This is a genomic window from Lacticaseibacillus zeae DSM 20178 = KCTC 3804 (genome assembly GCF_000260435.1).
Lineage (GTDB): Bacteria > Bacillota > Bacilli > Lactobacillales > Lactobacillaceae > Lacticaseibacillus > Lacticaseibacillus zeae.
On record NZ_BACQ01000052.1, the window covers coordinates 14,246 to 33,469 of the forward strand.

13 protein-coding genes are annotated in these 19,224 nt (G+C 49.0%); 3 read left to right on the top strand and 10 right to left on the bottom strand.

Annotated features, from left to right (window positions below):
- The first annotated feature begins 13 nt into the window (after positions 1 to 13).
- Positions 14 to 376: a PqqD family protein gene (locus tag GSO_RS10400; RefSeq protein WP_010491859.1), complete on the top strand. Its 363-nt coding sequence runs from the start codon at positions 14 to 16 to the stop codon at positions 374 to 376.
- 237 nt (positions 377 to 613) lie between these two features.
- Positions 614 to 2,041, top strand: coding sequence for a C69 family dipeptidase (locus GSO_RS10405; protein WP_010491862.1), 1,428 nt, complete (start codon positions 614 to 616; stop codon positions 2,039 to 2,041).
- A gap of 388 nt (positions 2,042 to 2,429) precedes the next feature.
- Here the strand turns inward: GSO_RS10405 and GSO_RS10410 are convergent, their stop codons facing one another.
- The 8 genes from GSO_RS10410 to GSO_RS10445 all read right to left on the bottom strand — a co-directional run bounded on the left by GSO_RS10410 (position 2,430) and on the right by GSO_RS10445 (position 14,982).
- Positions 2,430 to 3,764 (bottom strand): dihydrolipoyl dehydrogenase family protein, encoded by a 1,335-nt coding sequence (locus GSO_RS10410; RefSeq protein WP_010491864.1) that lies wholly within the window; start codon positions 3,762 to 3,764, stop codon positions 2,430 to 2,432.
- Between the two features lie 216 nt (positions 3,765 to 3,980).
- Positions 3,981 to 5,399 carry a DHA2 family efflux MFS transporter permease subunit gene (locus GSO_RS10415; protein ID WP_010491866.1) on the bottom strand — a complete coding sequence of 473 codons (1,419 nt, stop codon included), beginning with the start codon at positions 5,397 to 5,399 and terminating at the stop codon, positions 3,981 to 3,983.
- Between the two features lie 50 nt (positions 5,400 to 5,449).
- Complete coding sequence (locus tag GSO_RS10420) at positions 5,450 to 6,016, bottom strand: TetR/AcrR family transcriptional regulator (RefSeq protein WP_010491868.1); 567 nt, start codon at positions 6,014 to 6,016, stop codon at positions 5,450 to 5,452.
- A 210-nt stretch (positions 6,017 to 6,226) separates the two neighbouring features.
- On the bottom strand, positions 6,227 to 9,016 hold the full coding sequence (locus GSO_RS10425; RefSeq protein ID WP_010491870.1) for a cation-translocating P-type ATPase: 2,790 nt from the start codon (positions 9,014 to 9,016) through the stop codon (positions 6,227 to 6,229).
- A gap of 341 nt (positions 9,017 to 9,357) precedes the next feature.
- Positions 9,358 to 10,809, bottom strand: a complete 1,452-nt coding sequence (locus GSO_RS10430; RefSeq protein ID WP_010491871.1) for a glycoside hydrolase family 1 protein — start codon at positions 10,807 to 10,809, stop codon at positions 9,358 to 9,360.
- Between the two features lie 19 nt (positions 10,810 to 10,828).
- Positions 10,829 to 12,676 carry a beta-glucoside-specific PTS transporter subunit IIABC gene (locus GSO_RS10435; RefSeq protein ID WP_010491874.1) on the bottom strand — a complete coding sequence of 616 codons (1,848 nt, stop codon included), beginning with the start codon at positions 12,674 to 12,676 and terminating at the stop codon, positions 10,829 to 10,831.
- 162 nt (positions 12,677 to 12,838) lie between these two features.
- Positions 12,839 to 13,699 carry a PRD domain-containing protein gene (locus GSO_RS10440; protein ID WP_010491875.1) on the bottom strand — a complete coding sequence of 287 codons (861 nt, stop codon included), beginning with the start codon at positions 13,697 to 13,699 and terminating at the stop codon, positions 12,839 to 12,841.
- Between the two features lie 92 nt (positions 13,700 to 13,791).
- The gene (locus GSO_RS10445; protein WP_010491877.1) at positions 13,792 to 14,982 is read right to left on the bottom strand and encodes an alpha/beta fold hydrolase; all 1,191 of its coding nucleotides are present in this window, start codon (positions 14,980 to 14,982) and stop codon (positions 13,792 to 13,794) included.
- 164 nt (positions 14,983 to 15,146) lie between these two features.
- On the opposite strand from GSO_RS10445, the gene GSO_RS16235 reads away from it, so the two are divergent.
- Complete coding sequence (locus GSO_RS16235) at positions 15,147 to 15,725, top strand: TetR/AcrR family transcriptional regulator (RefSeq protein WP_162097790.1); 579 nt, start codon at positions 15,147 to 15,149, stop codon at positions 15,723 to 15,725.
- 144 nt (positions 15,726 to 15,869) lie between these two features.
- On the opposite strand, the gene GSO_RS10455 is transcribed toward GSO_RS16235, so the two are convergent.
- Both GSO_RS10455 and GSO_RS10460 read right to left on the bottom strand, forming a co-directional pair.
- The gene (locus GSO_RS10455) at positions 15,870 to 17,489 is read right to left on the bottom strand and encodes an amino acid ABC transporter ATP-binding/permease protein (RefSeq protein WP_010491881.1); all 1,620 of its coding nucleotides are present in this window, start codon (positions 17,487 to 17,489) and stop codon (positions 15,870 to 15,872) included.
- Positions 17,489 to 19,177 (bottom strand): ABC transporter ATP-binding protein/permease, encoded by a 1,689-nt coding sequence (locus GSO_RS10460; RefSeq protein ID WP_010491883.1) that lies wholly within the window; start codon positions 19,175 to 19,177, stop codon positions 17,489 to 17,491. Before GSO_RS10460 ends, GSO_RS10455 begins: the two co-directional genes overlap by 1 nt.
- Positions 19,178 to 19,224: the final 47 nt, after the last annotated feature.

Consider the following 19,224-nt stretch of genomic DNA (forward strand, 5'->3'; position numbering starts at 1 on the left):
AGGCGTTTAGACAATGACAAAGACTGACATGCTCACCACGGTCATTTACCGAAAAAATCCGCGGGTGCAGTACACCAAAAAGAATGGCCAAGTCACCATTATCCGACCGCAGAACCACCCCATTCAGCGGTTTTGCCGGAAAGTACTGCACATGAAAATTCCCGAAGTCAGCTACCTGCACCTCGATGCTTATGGCAGCTTCGTTTTTAGCAAAATCAATGGCCGCCGAACCGCCGCCATGATTGGCAAAGAACTCGCCCAGAAATTCCCAGAAGCCGACGATCAGCGTGACGCGCGGTTAGCCCTTTATCTCAATCAAATTGCTGAAAAGGACCATTTAATTCAACGGCTGGATCACAACCCAAACTTTCTATAGCACATTCGCCGGCGCAAAAGCCTGCGTATAAGGACCTTGGTCGCGATGGCCACTTATACTCCGGCTTCTAACCGCGCCGGTTCACGCTCACATTAACGCGTTCACCGGCGCAGGGGTCTGCGTGTAAGGACCTTGGTCGCAATGGCCTAAGTTCGGGCCATCACGCCCAAGGCCGCTTACACTCCGACCCCTAAGCGCGCCGGTTCACGCTCACTCATAAAAATGGAGGAAAATAAAATGATTGATCGAATCGAAATGTCTGCTTGTACTTCAATGATGGTCGGCAAAAAAGCTTCACTTGACGGTGCCACTTATATCTCCCGCAACGAAGATCGGCTTGTTGCCATCTATCCCAAGCGCTTCATTGTCCAGCCAGCCGTCACTGGACGCAAAAAAACTTATGTCTCACCCTACAATCAATTAACGGTCCCTTTACCGGAAACCGGCTACCGCTACACCGCAACGCCTGATGCCGATCAAAGTGCCGGCCCTAACGAAGAAGACGGCTTTAACGAGAAAAACGTCGGCGAAAGTGCCACCGAAAGTGTTTATGCCAATGAACGCGTTCTCGCCTATGATCCCTTTGTCAAAAATGGCTTAGCCGAGGATTCCATGACGACCCTAGTCCTGCCTTTTATCAACAGTGCGCGCGAAGGCGTCCGGTATCTCGGTGATCTCGTGAAACAATATGGATCGGCTGAAGGCAACGGCGTGCAGTTTAACGATCAAAACGAAGTCTGGTACATGGAAATCGTGACCGGCCATCAATGGGTCGCCGTCCGCATCCCCGACGATTGTTATGCGGTTGCGGCCAATCAGGTTGCCATTCAAACGATCGATTTCAACGATCCTGACAACTACATGTGGGCAGACGGCATCCAGGATTTTGTTGATCGTCATAACTTGAATCCTGATGCTGATCAATGGAACTTCCGCCACATCTTCGGCACCGATACCGAGAAAGATCATCATTACAACACGCCGCGGGTTTGGTTCGCCCAACGCTACCTCAATCCCGAAACTATCCAAGATCCGGAATCGCCGGAGTTGCCTTTTATCCGCAAAGCCAACCGCAAGATTTCGATTGAGGATATTCAATATGTACTCAAATCACACTTCAATGAAACCCAGTTCGACCCATTAGGAAGCGGCAGCGAACATGACCGCAAAACATATCGCGCCATTTCGCTATCCCGCACCGCCAACTCTCACATTCTGCAAATGCGTCCGGCCGATCAGCACCCCGCTGCCGGTGTCCAGTGGGTCGGCTTTGGCATCCCCGCCTTCTGCCCACATGTTCCTTTCTTCACCGACGCCAATGACACCGATGAAAGTTACCACGAGCTACCGGCCAAAATGGATCTCAACGCCGCATACTGGCTTTACGAAGCGCTAGCGATGGTCGTCGAGTCCCATTACGCCGATTTTATCGAAGACGACTTAGCCTACCAAAAAGAGCTCAACGAATGGGCCCGCCGCAAAATCGCCGAAGTCGACGCCGCCACCGCCAAAATAAGCGGCTCGGATCTAACCCAATATCTCACCGAGCAAAACCATCTGATTGCGCAACATTACAACAACGCCACCCGCGAGTTGTTGTTTAAGCTGATCACGATGGGAACCGGCTTATCGAAGCTGACTTTCAAAATGGATCCGAATCTCTAACGCTGCGGCCCTACGCCTAAGTTGCGATCCAGTATACTAGGAACCGAAAATATGATTTGTTGCGACCAAAAGTCTGAAACATAATTAACAGCCACAATATAAAAGTGAGCATACTTCCAAAAATGATAGACGGAGAGTATGCCCACTTTGTTTTCTCTAGAATAATTCGTTGGCGTTATTAAGATATGAGTGCCAAGGCGGAGCAATCGGAGGCCAGATGGGGCTCAGGGGTGGAATTGTTGTTGGTGGGGCGCCTTTTGCCCCGCCTACAACAAGGCCGATCTTAGAGACTCTGCCGCTTTTGCAGAGGCTCTAAGTCGTGCCCACCCCGTTCCAGCCCCAGATGGCCGGAGATTGCGGAGTTTGGCATGGCAAGAAACTATTTACATCACCGAATCTTATGCCATGCTGCTGCACCCTCAGCCGGGAAAATATGCGCCATTTGCCACATCTGATCGCGACTCAGATGGTAGACAATCGCCGGCAATAACGTGTTGATTGCGTCTTCGGCCTGAGCACTGTACTCCGTGGCGCCGACAAGATGATGTTCCTGATCGAACACCAAAAGGCTATCACCCACCGTTTCCTGATCGGTTTGGTGATACCAGTCATCAGGAATGTGATTGTGCACGACCTTGTAAGTATCATCTTTGACAGCTTCCGGTGCCACACCGACTTTGGCAATTCTTGGCGAGGTGTAAACCGTCGACGGAATCGCCGGATAATCAATCGGCGCACTCGTTTGGCCACTCAACAACTTGTAAAGGTAATAGGACTCAAACGTGGCCGTTGGTGTTAATTTCGGTTGCGGTTTGTCTAAAACATCGCCCGATGCATAAATATTGGCCACATTGGTTCGCAGATAGTCGTCCACAAGAATCCCGTGCTGGTTAAACTTGACGCCGACATTTTCTAACCCCAGTTGCTCAACATTCGGGATTCGGCCGGTTGCATCCAGCACCCAATCGACAACTAACTGTCCCTTGTCGCCATAATGAATCACAATGCCATCAGCGGTCTTCTCAAGCGCCGTCACCGCCGCGTTCGGCGTGAATTGAATGCCCCGTTTCGTCATGTCGGCCATCACATCTTCGACAAACGGCTGGTGGAATTCCCGCAAAGCACGATCATGATGCATCAACACATGGACATCGGCGCCTGCCGCATTGGCAATCGTCGCAAATTCCATACTGATATAGCCAGATCCCAAAATGCCGATTCGCTTCGGCAAGACGTCCAGATCCATGAAGGCCCGACTGTCATGGGCTAAATCGGTCCCCGGAACATCGATGCGATGCGGGCGCTGGCCAGTCGCAATGACAATTTTGTCAGCGGTATAAGTCTTTTCACCAACAACAATCGTGTGCGCGTCCTGAAATTTCCCATAGCCATGGATGATCGTCACGCCGTTTTGGGTTAATCCCGTACCAATAGCATTCGGTAACGGCTTAATCACGGCTTGTTTATGGGCCACTAATGCCGACCAGTTGATCTTGATATTGCCAGACACAACACCCTGCATCCGTTCTGCCAACCGCTGCAAAACCACCGGCGTATCAAGCGTGATTTTCGCGTTACACCCATAATTCGGGCAGGTGCCGCCGATCATGTCACCTTCAACCACCGCAACTTTTTTTCCCGAAGCTGCCAATGGGCCGGCCCCGTCAAACGCGCCATGCCCACTACCTAAGTACAAGACATCAAAATCATATGGATTCTTCAAAACATCGACCTCCTTATGACGCTGTCTACTAACAACGAAGTAAGCATAACAGATGGTATACAAATTAGTCACGGACAATGCTTAGCGGTGGACACATTTTTTGAAGCCTTTAGACATAGCACTCTTCACAACATGTTGACTTGATAGTAAAAAAGTTCCGGTAAGGGCGACTGTTTTCGCAATCACTTACCGGAACTCTTAAATGCTTTTATGAAACTAAAGATCGCGACTCACTTGGGGCTTTTTAACTTGGAAGGCAACGATCAGACCAACCACCGCAAGGATTAAGACAAACACGAAACCATAGTGCGAGCCGATTGTCAGTCCTGATTGTCCGGCTGCTTGAGCGGAACCCAAGGCGAGCATGCTTGTGGCAACCGCCGTTGAAACTGCACCGACAATTTGCTGCAAGGTGTTCAGCAAGGCGCTGCCATCTGCACTTTCGGCGCCGCTCAAACTGTTCAACCCATACGTCTGCGCTGGGGACATCGCAAGCGGCGCCCCAATCATTAAGGTCACATGTCCCAAAATGATCCACCAAAGCGGACTTTGCGCCCCACTGCTGAGCAATATCAGGATCCCGAGAATGGCAATCACAAATCCGCCACGGGCTAACCACTTCGCCCCATGACTGTCATACATCCGGCCGGCAATCGCTGAAACCGCGGCGTTGACAATCCCGCCTGGCAACATCACGAGACCAGTCATCGCGACTGGTAGGCCAATAACGCGCTGCAGGTACATCGGCAACAAATACATCGAAGCCAGAATCACGCCAAAATCCAGCATGACCAGTAAGGTACCAACCGTAAACTGTTTATTGGCGAAGACCCGCAAGTTCAACATCGGTTTTTTCAACGTCAACTGTCGCCGGGTATAAAACGCCAAACCGGCAATACCGATCAGCAGTGAAACCGCTACTGTGAGGGATAACCAACCCGAATCACTCGCCATGGTTGTGCCAACGACAATCCCGGCAAAACCGATCGAAGAGGCAACAATCGAGATCCAGTCAACCGGTGTTTTGGTTTGGTGATAGACATTTTCCATTGACGTTAAGGTGAAAATAAATGCCAATACCAAGAACGGGACAAATAACCAAAAAATATCATGCCAGGTAAACTTGGCCAGGATGAGTCCGGTAATGGTCGGGCCGATCGCAGGCGCAAACATGATCACCGGTGCTGCCAATCCCATCACTGTTCCCAGTTTATACGGCGGGAAAATCTGCATCGCTACCGAAAACATCAGCGGCAGAATCAAGCCGGTTCCAATGCCCTGAATAAGGCGACCGATTAAGACAACGGCAAAACTGGCGCCCATCGCGGAAACAACGGAGCCAAGAATAAAGGCGCCTAATGCGAATAAAATAATTCTTTTCGTATTAAACCATTTGGACAAAAGACTGGAAATCGGCATGCAGATCCCGATGACCAGCATATACCCGGTGACAAGCCATTGAATCGTGCCTTGTGACACATTCAGCGCCGTCATCAGACTAGGTAAGGCGATATTAAGCGATGTTTCTGAAAACATGCCGACAAATGCCCCGATCATCAGCCCAATCATGGCCAAGGCCGGATGCGCGATATGAACGCGTGCTTGTGGCATTGCTTTTGTTTGTGATAATTGCATGAATAACTTCCTTTTCTACTTTCGAATCAATCAACAATTGGCAGGCATTTTCAAGACGTCAGTGCCTGTTTAATCAGGTAAGACAGGTGAGCCGCGGTTTGCCGTAACAAGTCAGGATTCGCTTTGGTAGTCGCGATCATAATGGTGCCTTCGATCGTTGCCTGAACGAATTGTCCCAGTTGCCGCGCCGGGACCACTGACATCCCCGCTGAAACCAGTTTGTCGGTGTATAAATCTTCAAGTTGCGTATAAACCGCACTGCAAGCTGCCTGCAATTTCGGATCATCGCGAGTTTCTAGTGCGATCAGGCTGATTGAATGGCTACTGAGCCGACCATGCTGTTGCATCTCCTCCGCCATTTCCGCCAGCTGTCCGGTCAAGGCAATTTCCGGCGCCGCATCCCGGTCAAGTGCTTGTTTAACCCGCGCCAAAATTTGCGCACCCGCATACTCAATCGCGGCTTTAATTAGCTGCTCTTTGCCTTCTGGGAAATAATAATAAAGTGATCCTTTCGGGGTCCCGCTGACGGCCAGAATTTTTGATAATCCTGTTGCCCTGCCCCCTTCCTCCTGAAAAAGATCCGCAGCTGTCGCGACTAACTTTTCACGTGTGTTCATTGCTAACCTCCAGATTATAACAACCGGTCTATATAATACTGCTGTTTTCTGGAAAAAGTCAATTTTATTTTTAGAAATATGAAAATGGGTTCCGTTTCGCATCTTGCAGCATAAGCTGTTTTCCGGTAGAGAAGCCCCAATGCGCACGAAAAAAGCTGCCCCTTGAATGAGCAGCTTAATGCAATCAGCACCAGTTTATTTGAAAAGAGATTATTTTTTCCCAGCCACTGCCAACCAAGCCTCTTTGATTCCCGAAAGTACAAGCGTAGGAATAGCCGGCAGCACAGTGACTAGCAAATATTGTTGCCATGTCAGCATTTGGGTACCCATCACCACGTTAAAAAACGGTAAAGTAGTGACCAATAGTGAACTCACGGCAGCAAAACTCACTGCAGCAAGCAACTTGATATTGCTAAATGGATTGCGTCGGTATAAAGTCGTCGTGCTTCGGGCATCAAAGACGTGCCACAATTGGCCAAACACCAGTGTCAGGAACGCGATCGTCTGGGCTGTAGCAGCTGGTAAACCGGCACTGGCTGCCCAGATAAATGCAACATACACCGTACCGCCCATGACGGTCCCGCGAACGAAGATGCGGCCCACCATGCCTTTTAAAATTGAAGTATTGGTATCACGCGGTTTTTGCTTCATCTGGTCTGCTTGTGGTTTATCATACGCTAAGGCAAAGCTTGGCAACGCGTCCGAAATCATGTTCACCCACAAAACCATGAGTGCGGTCAGCGTTGGTGTAGTTACGCTGACGTGACCAATGGGACCGGTCATCAAGATGACGCCTAACAGTAACGCCAGCACTTCCGCAACATTGGTCGTCAATTCATGACGCATAAAGTTTTTAATGTTTCCGAAGATTGTCCGGCCAGCTGCGACTGACTTTTCGATGGTGGTAAATTTATCATCGAGCAAAATCAAATCGGCCGCATCTTTGGTGACTTCGGTGCCATTGATGCCCATGGCGATGCCAATATCCGCGGCGCGCAACGCCGGCGCATCATTGATCCCGTCACCGGTCATGGCAACCACTTGGCCGCGCCGTTGCAAAGCTTTAACGATCCGTTGCTTGTGCTCCGGGGACACGCGCGCATAAACCCGCGCTTCCAAGACCACATCATCTAACTCTGCATCAGGCAGTTTGTCTAACATGGCACCTTCAATAACTTGGGCATCTTTTTTCTGAACAATTCCCAGTTTATAGGCAATGGCACGCGCAGTTGCTGCGTGGTCGCCGGTAATCATGACGACATTTACCCCAGCCGCGTGTAACGTCTGAATCGAGCGCTTCACTTCCGGGCGTGGTGGATCGATGATGCCGGCGATTCCAAGCAGTGTCAGATGTTGCTCCAGCTCCGCCGTCTCACCGTGCAACGCCAGCGATTCGTCAATGGCCCGTTCCGTGATTGCAATGGTTCGCAACGCATCATTGGCAAAGTCCAGAATCACTTTTTCCATGTCCGCCCGCGCATCTGCAATCGGCACCAGCTGATCATGATCCACCACCTGGTCCGTTTTCTGCAAAATAACATCCGGCGCGCCTTTGGTTAACACTTTGAATTGACCGTTTTCTTTAATGACAACGCTCATCATTTTCCGCGTTGAATCAAACGGCAATACCCGAAAAATGTCAATGTCACGTTGATCGGTTTTTTCCAGCAAAGTCGCCCGGTCAATGCCACCTTTTGCGCCAGCCACGACCAACGCCACGTCGGTCGGATTACCAAACGGCTGGGAGCGACCATCTTCGTCTTGCGTGACATTAGCTTCGTTGTTTAACACCGCTGCCTGCAAAAACTGCTCAACTGCAGGGGTGTCCTGCTCATCTACTGGTAAAAAATCACCGGTTGTGTCGTAACCATTACCTTCGACTTCATAATGCGCGCCGTTAGCAAAAAAGCGCGTCACCGTCATTTCGTTTTTCGTCAGCGTGCCGGTTTTGTCGGACGCAATATAATTCGTGGCGCCTAAGGTTTCAACCGAGTTCAGCGACTTAATCAAGCCTTGATTCTTGGCTAGCTTGGTTGCACCAATGGTTAAGACAATCGACAAAACGGCCGGCAGTGCATCGGGTATCGCAGCCACGGCAAGAGCAATCGCAGTGGACAGTGACGCTGCCAGTATTTCAAAAGAGAGGTTACCGGTTTGCTGATAGGCTTTAAACAAGGCCAATCCTAACGTCAGGAAAACAATCCCGATCGCAACGATCATCAGCTTTTTGCTCAAACTGTGAACGACCCGCTCGATCGGCGTCTTTTGCGTTTGCACGTCATTCATCAACTTGGCGATTTTGCCGAGTTCGGTTTCCATCCCGGTGGCAACCACAACGCCATATCCGTTCCCGGCAGTTATCATCGAACCGGAAAAGCCCATGTTGGTCTGATCGCCTAGTTCGACTTCCTCAGTCAAGGCATGGGATTGCTTGCTCACAGGTTCCGCTTCACCGGTTAAGTGCGCCTCGGATGTTTGTAAATTGGCCACCCGCAGCCACCGCACATCGGCTTCCAAAAAGTCGCCGGTCTGTACCCGAACGATATCACCCGGCACCAACTCGGCAACCGGCACATCTTCCCAAATGCCATCGCGTAACACCCGCGCCTGATGATCCGCCATATTGCGTAGCGCGTCCATTGACTTTTTAGCCGATTGCGCCTGCCAGTAGCCCAAGCCGGAATTGACGCCGATAAGAATTAAGATCGCAATACTTTCATAAATCGCCGCCATCCCGTGGCCATGATTACCGGTGACAAAAAAATCATACGCCGCACTCAACAACGCCAAGCCGACTGCAACAAATAAAATAATGACAAGTGGTTCCTTGAGTGTCAGTAGAAATTGACGCCACGCTGGAATCGTTGGCGCGGCTTTCAATGCGTTCGGGCCGAACTTTGCCAATCTCGCCTCAGCCTCTGCGCTCGTTAATCCATGTGTCCGATTCGTCGTCAGTGCGGTTAAAACTTCTTCTTTGTGCTTTAAATAAACTTTGTTCATGGTCATCCCTTTCTTGATATACGTTCTCGAATTCGGTTGGTGGCGCTTTTTTGCTTGCTTAGGCTATTTGAAACCTGCCTCTCCATAACGCGTTCGCCGGCGCAGGAGTCTGCGTGTAAGGAACTTGGGCGCAATGACCAAGGCCACTTACACTCCGACTCCTAAACGCGCCGGCTCACGCTCACAAAAAGAGCGCACGCCTCGACGCCCTTTCTTCCCCAGGAAAGGCATCTTGAAGCATACGCTCAACCGATTCGTTGCTATTCACTATAACTAATATTAAAACATAACACCGTTAACCTTGTCAAGTTGGACTCAGGCACCCTAACGCAAGCCGTCAGTTAGGAATCTAAATCAGCCCCGTTAGACGCAATCACCTGCCGATACCAGTCGAAAGATTTCTTCTTGGAACGTTTAAGCGTTCCTTGGCCGGCATCGTCGAGATCGACATAAATGAAACCATAACGCTTCGACATCTGGCCGGTTGACGCACTGACCAAATCGATGCATCCCCATGGCGTATAGCCCATGACATCAACGCCATCATGAATAGCCGCACCGATTTGTTCGATGTGCTGCTTCAGATAGTCAATCCGGTAATCGTCGTGAATCTCGCCGTTTGAATCCGGCTGGTCCACGGCGCCGAGGCCATTTTCAACGATGAACAGGGGCTTGCGATAACGGTCGGATAACTGATTTAAGGCAATGCGCAAGCCGATTGGGTCGATCTGCCACCCCCACTCACTCGCTTCCAGGAAAGGATTCCTAATGCCGCTTAACAAGTTCCCGCCAACTTCTGCATGATCCTTTTGAACCGTTTCGACAACAGCAGACATGTAATAACTGAAGCCAATATAATCGACCGGATACTGCTTCAACAGTGCCAACTCGGCAGCCGAAAAGTCTAGATCGGTCAACTTGATGCCATATTGGTCCAGCAACGCATCCGTGTAAGCTGGATACTCGCCGCGCACCTGAACATCGCCGCAAAAGAAATTGAATGCTTGATTTTGTTGCAGCGTCGCCAGCTGATTGGCCGGATTCGCGTCATAGCTGTAAGTGGTGGCGTATAACAACATGCAGCCGATCTGAAGATCCTGATCCAGTTGGTGACCGATTTTAACCGCCTCGGCCCCAGCCACAAACTGATTGTGCCAGGCTTGGAAAATGTTGCGCTTATCAGCTGCACCGTTACTGTTCACCAAGCCTTGGCTCATCACCGGAAATGCCAGCGCACTGTTGATTTCGTTAAAGGTCATCCAGTACTTCACCTGTTTGAAATAACGGGTCAAGACGGTTTCGGCAAATCGCTTGTAAAAGCCAATGAGCTGCTTGTTCTTCCAGCCGCCATACTTGGTAACCAGGTGCAGTGGCATCTCGTAATGGGAAATCGTGATAATCGGTTCAATCCCATATTTCAAACACTCCGCGATCACTGCATCATAGAACGCCAGGCCAGCCATGTTAGGTGTCTTTTCATCACCTTCCGGAAAAATTCGTGACCAGGCAATCGAAAAGCGATAACATTTAAAGCCCATTTCACTAAACAGCTTGATGTCTTCTTTAAAATGGTGGTAATGATCGATCCCCCGATGATTCGGGTACCGATAGTTGCTTTCATCGATGGTCCAGTCAAAATCCGGCTCATTCACCAGATCAAACCGCGCTTTTCCTTGGGGCAGGACATCGGCAATCGATAAGCCTTTGCCATCTTCACGATAGGCGCCTTCCAGCTGATTGGCTGCGGTCGCACCGCCCCACATAAATTGTTTAGGAAAATTCAAATAAGTCATGGTCAAATGTCCATCCTTTCTAAGCTAGCGTCATTAATGCATCGTCTTCTGTTGCCCCGTCCGCTCGAGTTTCAACCTGATAACGGTCGGAGTTCGTCACAATCATCAGCACGGTTGGCGCATACCCTGCAGTTTTAATCGCTTGATAATCAAATTCAACCAACGGCGTACCGACATCCACCTTCTGTCCTTGTTCAATCAAAGGTTTAAAATACTTGCCTTTTAAATTCACGGTGTCGACACCAATGTGAATCAGAATCTCTGCGCCTTTATCAGACGTGATGCCAATAGCATGCGCGGTTGGATACACCAGACTGATCGTCCCTGCGACTGGTGCCTTGACCAAGTTATCCTCCGGTTCAATCGCGATGCCTTGTCCCATGGTGCCCGAAGAAAAGACTTCATCCGGCACTTCGCTGAGCGGCACCAGGGTTCCTTTAACCGGCGCTGCCAATGTTTCTGCATGATCCGCGGCAATCTGGGTAGCTTGCGATTTGTCTTCTTTGACGCCTGCGTTAATCCCGCCAAACACCAAGGTGAGGGCAACGCCGAGAACAAAGGCTACAATATCGCCGATCACCGAAACGCCGAACCCTTTACCGAGATAAGTCGGCAACGATAAGATGCTGGCCAATGATGCTACATTCGAACCGGCGCCGGACATGGCCACGATAATCCCGCCAACTGCTCCGGCAACACACGCGCAATAAAACGGCTTTTTCAATTTTAAGGTGATCCCGTAAATGGTTGGTTCTGTGACCCCGAAAAGTGCCGTAATCGTGCTTGAACCAGCCAGACTTTTCATTTTAGCGTCGCGGGTTTTAAGGAACACCGCAAATGCCGCACCGGCCTGCGCCAAAACTGCCGGCAAAAGAATCGGCATCATCGGATCTGTCCCATACTGGGCAATGTTGTTCATCATGACCGGCACCAAGGCCCAATGAACGCCGAAAATCACAAACACCTGCCAGAAGCCGCCAAGAACCATCCCCGCTAAAGCCGGCACGCTCTTGTTCAATGACACAATCGCCGTAGCAAGACCATTACTGAGAATGGAGCTGACCGGTCCGACCACCAACATGGTCAGCGGCACGATGATCACTAACAGACATAACGGTGCCAAAATGTTCCGAACCGACTGATGCCAAATCTTGTTGAAAAATGGTTCCAGAAACTTCTGAACCACGACGACAAGCAAAATCGGCAAGACCGTGGCCGTGTAATTAGCCGCCACCACTGGAATGCCGAAGAAATCAATACTCGGTTTGCCAACGAGTCCGACGATGTTGGGATAAACCATCGCGGCAGCAATTGCCATCGCCACAAATGGATTCACCTTCAGATGTTTCGCGGCCGTAAACGCTAACGCAATCGGTAAAAAGTAGAAAATGCCGTCTGCTGCTGCCCACCAAATCTGATAGGCGCCGCTTTTGGTCGTTAACCAGCCAACCGCCACGGCCAGCGACAGTAAGCCTTTTAGAATCCCGGCACCGGCCATCGCACCCAAAAATGGTGTGAAAACGCCGGAAATAAAAGTTAGTAAGCCATTGAAAGCGCGTTTGAATGTCATTTTCTCATGCGGTTGGTCATTGGCCGCCTGCGCACTGTTACCTAAACTCGGTTCAAGTTTGATAATTGCCTGATAAACATCACTCACGTTATTGCCGATGACCACTTGATACTGGCCGCTTGCTTCCACGACCGTGATGACCCCGTCCAACGCCTCGACTTTCTGTTTAGCCGCGGCCGCTTTTTGCGGATCCTTCAATGTGAAACGCAGCCGCGTCGCACAGTGCCAAACCTGTTCAATATTCTGCTTGCCGCCAACCAACTGCAACAGTTGCTTCGCCAGTGTTGCTTCTCCCATTTTTCTTTCCTCCAGACCTTGGGCAATAAAAAAACCAGAAAGACGAAACCTAGGGCGTGCCTAAGTCAAGTCTTTCTGGTTTTGCCTAATTCAATAGTAACAAGCCAGATGGTACTGTATTCGCTTTCAATAACCACATCTTATCTGATTCATTAGCCGTCGTCAACTACTTTTTAAATTTTGCGCATGACTGGCAGCTAATCGGGAAATATGCAAGGTTAAATAGATCTGCTCGTTTTTGGAAACGGGTACGTTGACCTTCTGCTCGATGAACTGAACAACATCCTCCATACACTGATAAGCCTGCACATAATCTTCTTGCAAATGTGCTAACAGGGCATGGTCGTAACTCGCTTCCTGTTTATCTGTGTGCGCGTAAACCCGTTGAAGGAAAAACTTAAGATGAATCGCTAATCGCTGGTACTCCGGTGTTTTGGTGTTCATGTCCAGTCCCAGCCGATAGAAAATAATTTTCGTAACATTCGCCAGCATCTGCGTAAACGCCAACGAATCAACCGGCTGCTGATGATTGAGATCGTTGCTGACAAACTTCAATGCGATGAAGCCGGCCTCGTCTTCCGGCAACGTTTCGCCTAACTGCTCAGCCACTGCTTCCAACGCCCACTTGCCCATTCGATATTCTTGCTCATAGGCCATCTGAATTTCCCACAACAGTCGGTTATGCAATAACAAATTGTCATGCAACCGCATTACCGCGAAGTGCAGATGATCAGCCAATTCAATCAGCAAATAACTGTTAAATGTTGTCTGCAGCTGAACTTCTGCCTCTTGCACAATCCGCGCCGCCAGCGTCAAATACTCGCTCGGTAAGCTGGCAATCGTTTTCGCCGCAATTTTTAACTTGGTTTGGTCTTCCGGAACGTACACCTTCATGCTGTCTCGCAACGTCAGTGTTTCCCCTTTTTTGGCATGAAACCCGATACCGCGTTCAACGATAATCGTCTCGCGCTGCTCATGCCGAACCACAACCGCATTATTGTTAAGAATCGTTTCAATGATCATGGCGTGCCCTCCTCCAAGACGGTCAGACCATTTGCTGATCCGTGTTCAAATTCAGGCTAACAATCTTTTGGAAAAATGACAACGGAAACATCTTAATTCATTTTACTAAGGTCAACTTCTTCTTGGCCTAACTGATCAAGCCAGTTCAACATGGTTGTCAATGCAAGCCCGACATTGCCGAGCTGACAATGATTGCTGGCAAATTCTTTTGCCGTAAATCTCCTTGCTGTTAGCGAATGTACATGTTCTAAGGTACTAATTTGCCGTGGTAACTGATCATTTGCGACGTAATGATCATTGGCTCCAGCAAGTAATAAAACATCCTGCTTAACTAACGGCGAAATCTTATCGGTCGTATAATTGAACGTTTTCTGGATAAAATCGAATGGCGTCTCAACTCCCATCACCTTCATACCCTGTTGGAATGCCCATTGAAGCATTAAACTTTTCGCCATGAGCTGGTCAGCCATTCCATTAATCTGATCTTTATTCCCTTCGGTTACTAATGATCGGTTGAATTTCTTTCTAAGCTCAGCTGGTAACTGATTCATCAAGCAATCAAAAAAGTCGGGAAAAATATCATAACAAATAACGCGGTTGATGCGCGGTTCAAAGGCCGCTGCCCTTAAAGCAAGATTACCACCCAACGACATACCGATAGCAGTTGCCTTGTCGACATGAAAATAATCAAGCACCGCTTTTACCGGTTTTTCCCACTGGTGCGTCATCGGCAAATATTCCTCTTCCAAACAATAACCTTGGCCAGGGCCATCAAAATAGATGACATCATATCCCGCGTCACGCAAGACCAGCATGAGCCGGGTCACTTCCTCAATGTCACCATCAAAGCCATTTAAAAATAAAAGGGTGCCCCGCGGATTTGAAGGTGTTATCCGGTAGGCAGACATGTGCCCATTTTCATAAGGGATCAAAAAGTGCTGTTTTTCAGTAATGCCGTAATAAGCGTTGCTCAGCGAGATAAATTGATGACGCAGGTTGATTTTTCCTGAATCGGTTGAAGGTAGGTAAAATTCTGCTAGTCTAAAGTACATCGCAGCGTGTAACTTTTCATTCTTTTTTAGTGCTGATTTGCCAGAGCTTTCGAACGCTGTAACAAGTTCGGTATAAGTTTGCTTAGGATCATCAAGACGTTTCATCTGCTGCAACATTTCGCGATCATTTGACCAGTTAAAGAACCGATTCATTTGGAAATTGACACTCTGATCATGGTTCACTTGATAAAGACCGACTGGAAAATCTGATACCGTCCATTTTTTTGGCATTATAAAGTTCCTTTCTTGATGCTGAATCCACTATACATGCCGTTATAAAACGGCTACAATGCTTAACAGACGGCCATTTGTTGCTTATACAACAAATGGTTTGTCAATGTCGTCCAACTCAGAATTAATCAACAGAGGTGTCTTAAATGTCGCATCAAACCGATTTGCGTGTTGTTAAAACCAATGATGCTATCCACGCGGCTTTTCTTTCCCTTATCAATCAAAAAGGGTTTGAAAATATCACCATCAATGACATTGCCCAAACTGCCAAAATTAATCGCTCGACATTCTATCTTCACTATGTCGATAAATACGATTTGCTTAAACAAATGACGGCAGTCGGCATGACTAAAATCATTGCTGCGATGGCCCCCGAACTTTACTTTTCTAAAAACACCTTTAAAGAAGCCGCCTTTACCGACGACCTAGGACAAGCACTAAAAGTTGTGGCAAATGAACCGCGTCTCTATACATTTATTTTAAATGACCCCAACCATTTAGGTCTAAGACAACAGGCTGAAGACGCTTTACAACAGCATCTCATCGAATGTTTGCCACAAAAGACCGTCGTTGAACGCGATCTGTTGTTAAACATTGTGCCCTCCGTCTATCTCAGCGTCATTCGCTCGTGGCTTGCCAATGGTATGCGCTATTCTTCAACCTTTTTAGCACAGGAATTAGCGAAGTTTTTCAAGCTTGGGTCAAGAAGTTTGATGAGTCCTGAATCTCATATGAATTTTTGACAGTGTGCGAAATTATTCTAAAAATCATTTTGAATCATTAAAAAATTCACCCCTAAGACAAACTTATCTCAAAAGGGTGAATTTTTGTTTTCTATGAAAGACCATTGAAGCACGATGAGCATTCGATGCAAAACAGGTCACAAATTACTTTTCTTCCACAACCTGCCGATTACTGAAGCGATAAATCCGGTCCGCATAGGCTGCCGATTCTGCGCGGTGTGAAATCAAAATGACGATGCCGTGATAATAGGCTTTGATCGTATCCAGAATCAGCCGCTCATTTTCAGTGTCAAGATTACTGGTGGGTTCATCTAAGACCAAGACGCTGCTAGGATGCAATAAGGCGCGGGCCAATTCGAGCCGTTGCTGTTCGCCACTAGAAAAAGGCACGTGTCCGGCAGCAATCTGCGTATCCAGTCCATTGGCAACCTGTTTTAACCGGTCACTCAGTTTAACTTGCGCCAATACCGTCCAAATTTGATCATCCGTAATCGTCGAATCATGTAACGTCAGATTATCACGGACCGTTTCGGAGAAAAATACCGCGGTCTGCGGCAAATAATTAATTTGTGCCCGCAGCAATTGGGGGTTGATGGTCGCAAGATCCGTGTCATTGATCAGAATCTGACCGCTCGTGACCGGATACCAACCCATGATCAGTTTAGCTAACGTACTTTTACCCGACCCACTGGCACCTACAAAGCCGGTGATCTCGCCAGCCTTTAAGGTCAGCGTCACGTCGTTTAGAACTTCTTCAGGACGCGCTGGATAACTAAATGAAACCTGCTTCACCTGAATCTGCTTAATAGCACCAACTGTTTGACTTGCAGTTGCCGGCGCTGCCATTAACGGCTGCTCCTGCAGTAGGCTGAATAGATTTTTAGCCGCCGCAAACCCGTTAAGTAGGGATCCAGGAAGATTGTTTAATGCGAGCAATGGACCAAACGTCAACGGAAAAATAGCTAGAACTGCTTGCTGTAAGGCGGTTGCCTGCTGCCAGCCGCTTATCCAGACCATGAACAGCCACGTTGCAACCATGACGAACGTTGCAGCGACATTTTTTAATAATTGACTGAATTGCGCTTGTTGAAACGCAGCGGCTTCACGGTCAAACCCGACATTGCCTTGATCCATGCGTTCTTTTGCAATGCCCAGCTGGCGCACTGCGCCCATCCCGCGGACCGATTCCAGTAAGTACTGCTGGTTGGTCGCCTTCAGCTGATCAGCAGCCTGAGTCTTAGCGGTCAATTGCCGATGCCGCGCATACGGAATCAGCCCGCCCACGGCCGCATAACCGACCAGGGCGACCACTGCTGCCAAAATACTGACGCGACTATAAACTGCTGTCATCAAAAGACCGTATGTTAACCCGATTGCGACTGGCACAATGGTATGGGCATAAAAGATTTCCATCGCTTCGATGTCGCTGCCAATTAACTTGAGTAACTTACCGCTCGATTGCGTATCCAGTTTTGCCGGTGCCAATCGTACCAGTTGCCGATAAACCGCGCCGCGTAAGTCAGCTAGGACATGAAAAGCTACAAAATGTCCGGCATATTGCTCGCCGAAACTTCCGAGACCCAAGAGAATGACCGCGATGACGCCTGGCAACAGCAACTCTGACGCGTGTTGCGGATCAAACAGCATCATCGCCGCAAGAATCAAGACAACTGCCTTGGCCAGTTCGGCGACCATGCCGATCAAAAAACTGATCACAATGGCGCCGGTTAAATGATGGGTGTACTTTAATAACCCTCTGATCATCAGCGTGCACCCTCTTTCTGCATCGTCTCCGGATTATCCACCAGTCGCCGATACGCCGGCTGCTGCTGGTAAAGCCGCTCATGATTAGCAACGATCAAATGTTGATCATGAATAAACCACACTACATCAGCCTGCGCCATGGCGGAGAGGTTGTGAGAAATGAACAAAACAATTTTCTCCTGGCTCAACTTTTTAACAGCCGCCAAAATCGCCGCAGCGTTGACTTTATCAATGCTGGACGTAATTTCATCCAACAGGTAAACGGTCTTGTCCGCCAGTAACATACGCGCAAACGCCAACTGTTGCCGCTGCCCCGGCGAAAGCAGCCGACCGCCTTCGCCCACCTGCGTGTCGTACCCTTTTTCCAGCTTAGGGACAAACTGCATCAGTCCCAAATCATCAAGTTTCCGTTGCCATGTGTCGCCAAATCGATTTCCTAACAACAGATTTTCCTGAACGGTGCCGGAAAAAAGGTATTCATCTGCCGTGACGTACCCAAACACGGCCGCTTTCTGCGCGTTGCTCAACGCAGTGACAGCCGTGTTATCAGCCATAATCGTTCCGGATAAAGGTTCCAAGCGGCCTAAAATGGCTTGAATGAGCGTACTCTTACCGGTGCCATTTTCCCCTGCTAAGCCGTATAACTTGCCCGGTTCCAGCGTGGCATCGATGGCCGTCACAAGTGGTTTATCGGGCGCATAACCGATCGTCACCTGATCAAGCGTGATTTGTTTAAGCGGACGGTTATCGGTAATCCGAACTGTCGCCGGCGCCGCCTTGGCCTTGGCAATCGTTCCTAGGATCGCGGCCAGTGACGGGCCGTTTGATTTGACAACATGCACGAAATAGCCGAGTTGCCGGGCATTGACCATCATCATGGCCAACGTAAACCAAGTGGCAAACGCCCCGGCCGCTGGTAACTGGCCGCCAATGAGCTGAAGTGCGGTCACAAAACCACCAACGAATACTGTCAGATAAACAAAACCGTTGATGACGAACAGCACTTGCAACTGGGTTTTCAAAAGATTCATCGTGGCCTGCCGAAAATATTCGCTATCGTCCGCAAACTTTTGCCCGTAACGGTCGGCAGCATTGTACATGATCAAAGTATTCATTCCGCGCAGATCGTTAATAAAGCGCCCACCCATTTTTAAAAATCCGGCCAGATGGGTCTTATTTTGTGCTGACATTTGCTTGCCAAGAAACATCATCGCAAAGCCAATCAACAAGACACAGGCAAGCGGCAGCAAAGCCAGCCATGAGCGATACCAAATCGATAACCCGATCAACAACAGGTAAGTCATCATCGCCTGCAAGGAAGTGGGAAACAACGTGCTATAAAACATATCCAAATTGTTAAGTCCACCCAAATCACGTTGAATCACCGCATTGTCTTCACCCGTTGCGGCCGCGGCATCATTGCGTTGATAAAGCGCTTCGAAATAACGATCACGCAGCTCACGCTTGGCACTCATGGCCCAGTCATGACGGTGATAACGTTCATAACCCATAACATAAATTAGCCAAAGTACCCCCAGTACCCCGGCCATCACGATTGCTTCCATCGCACGATTTGCCGCCAATTCAAGCGCAATGATGATCGGCAGGACTGTCGGTAACCAATCAAAAATTGCTTCAATAACCCCAGCCCCAAGTTTGTCACGTCCGTATTTCAGTAATCCCAGCATTAAAAAGCTTGCCTCTTTTCTTTCAATCAGTCTGCAGCATTGTGACT

Excerpts from the sequence above, each read along its gene's own strand:
- GSO_RS10400 (WP_010491859.1), top strand. The coding sequence starts at position 14 with ATGACAAAGACTGACATGCTCACCACGGTCATTTACCGAAAAAATCCG.
- GSO_RS10415 (WP_010491866.1), bottom strand. The coding sequence starts at position 5,399 with ATGCAATTATCACAAACAAAAGCAATGCCACAAGCACGCGTTCATATC.
- GSO_RS10460 (WP_010491883.1), bottom strand. The coding sequence starts at position 19,177 with ATGCTGGGATTACTGAAATACGGACGTGACAAACTTGGGGCTGGGGTT.
- GSO_RS10445 (WP_010491877.1), bottom strand. The coding sequence starts at position 14,982 with ATGCCAAAAAAATGGACGGTATCAGATTTTCCAGTCGGTCTTTATCAA.
- GSO_RS10455 (WP_010491881.1), bottom strand. The coding sequence starts at position 17,489 with ATGATCAGAGGGTTATTAAAGTACACCCATCATTTAACCGGCGCCATT.
- GSO_RS10405 (WP_010491862.1), top strand. The coding sequence starts at position 614 with ATGATTGATCGAATCGAAATGTCTGCTTGTACTTCAATGATGGTCGGC.
- GSO_RS10420 (WP_010491868.1), bottom strand. The coding sequence starts at position 6,016 with ATGAACACACGTGAAAAGTTAGTCGCGACAGCTGCGGATCTTTTTCAG.
- GSO_RS10440 (WP_010491875.1), bottom strand. The coding sequence starts at position 13,699 with ATGATCATTGAAACGATTCTTAACAATAATGCGGTTGTGGTTCGGCAT.
- GSO_RS10425 (WP_010491870.1), bottom strand. The coding sequence starts at position 9,016 with ATGAACAAAGTTTATTTAAAGCACAAAGAAGAAGTTTTAACCGCACTG.
- GSO_RS10435 (WP_010491874.1), bottom strand. The coding sequence starts at position 12,676 with ATGGGAGAAGCAACACTGGCGAAGCAACTGTTGCAGTTGGTTGGCGGC.
- GSO_RS10430 (WP_010491871.1), bottom strand. The coding sequence starts at position 10,809 with ATGACTTATTTGAATTTTCCTAAACAATTTATGTGGGGCGGTGCGACC.